Source organism: Ferrimonas sp. YIN67 (genome assembly GCF_057219095.1).
This window is the reverse complement of sequence record NZ_JBXVVJ010000027.1, coordinates 1-607: the sequence shown is the minus strand read 5'-3', so window position 1 is coordinate 607 and position 607 is coordinate 1. Positions and strand designations below refer to the sequence as shown.

Here is a 607-nt window from a genome sequence, read left to right as displayed (position 1 = left end):
TTGTGGTTCATGACTGGGGTGAAGTCGTAACAAGGTAGCCCTAGGGGAACCTGGGGCTGGATCACCTCCTTAATACGATATGAATTCTTGCTTGCGTCGAGTGTTCACACAGATTGTCTGACGAAATGATAGAGAGTGATGGCTTCGGTCATCACACGACGATGGGTCTGTAGCTCAGCTGGTTAGAGCGCTCGCCTGATAAGCGGGAGGTCGGTAGTTCAAGTCTACTCAGACCCACCAATTTCTTTCTTAGGAAGGAACTGGTCATCGTCAACCTAGATGGGGCTATAGCTCAGCTGGGAGAGCGCTTGATTTGCATTCAAGAGGTCTGCGGTTCGATCCCGCATAGCTCCACCATCTTCCTTCTCTGGATGAGAAGCCAAAGCTAAATTGCGCGCGTTTGCGTCAAGTTTACCTTTGGCTTTTTTTGAGCCTAGTGCTTAGAGAAAACCTTGCTCTTTAACAATTTGGAAAGCTGATAAATTTCTCGAGAAACTGTAAGAAGTTTCAAAAAACAATTCTTACAAGTGTCTTAAAGATATCCGGCGTTACGAATTCAAACCCTTGAATTTGTAACTAACGAAACATTTGGTTGCGTCATAGTGCG

2 tRNA genes and 1 rRNA gene are annotated in these 607 nt (G+C 45.6%); all 3 read left to right on the top strand.

What is annotated here, in order from left to right:
• Positions 1 to 72: ribosomal RNA gene (locus AC2D8U_RS21045) — 16S ribosomal RNA — on the top strand; the annotation flags it as partial.
• Between the two features lie 91 nt (positions 73 to 163).
• Positions 164 to 240: transfer RNA gene (locus AC2D8U_RS21040), tRNA-Ile, on the top strand.
• A 41-nt stretch (positions 241 to 281) separates the two neighbouring features.
• A tRNA-Ala gene (locus tag AC2D8U_RS21035) sits at positions 282 to 357 on the top strand.
• Positions 358 to 607: the final 250 nt, after the last annotated feature.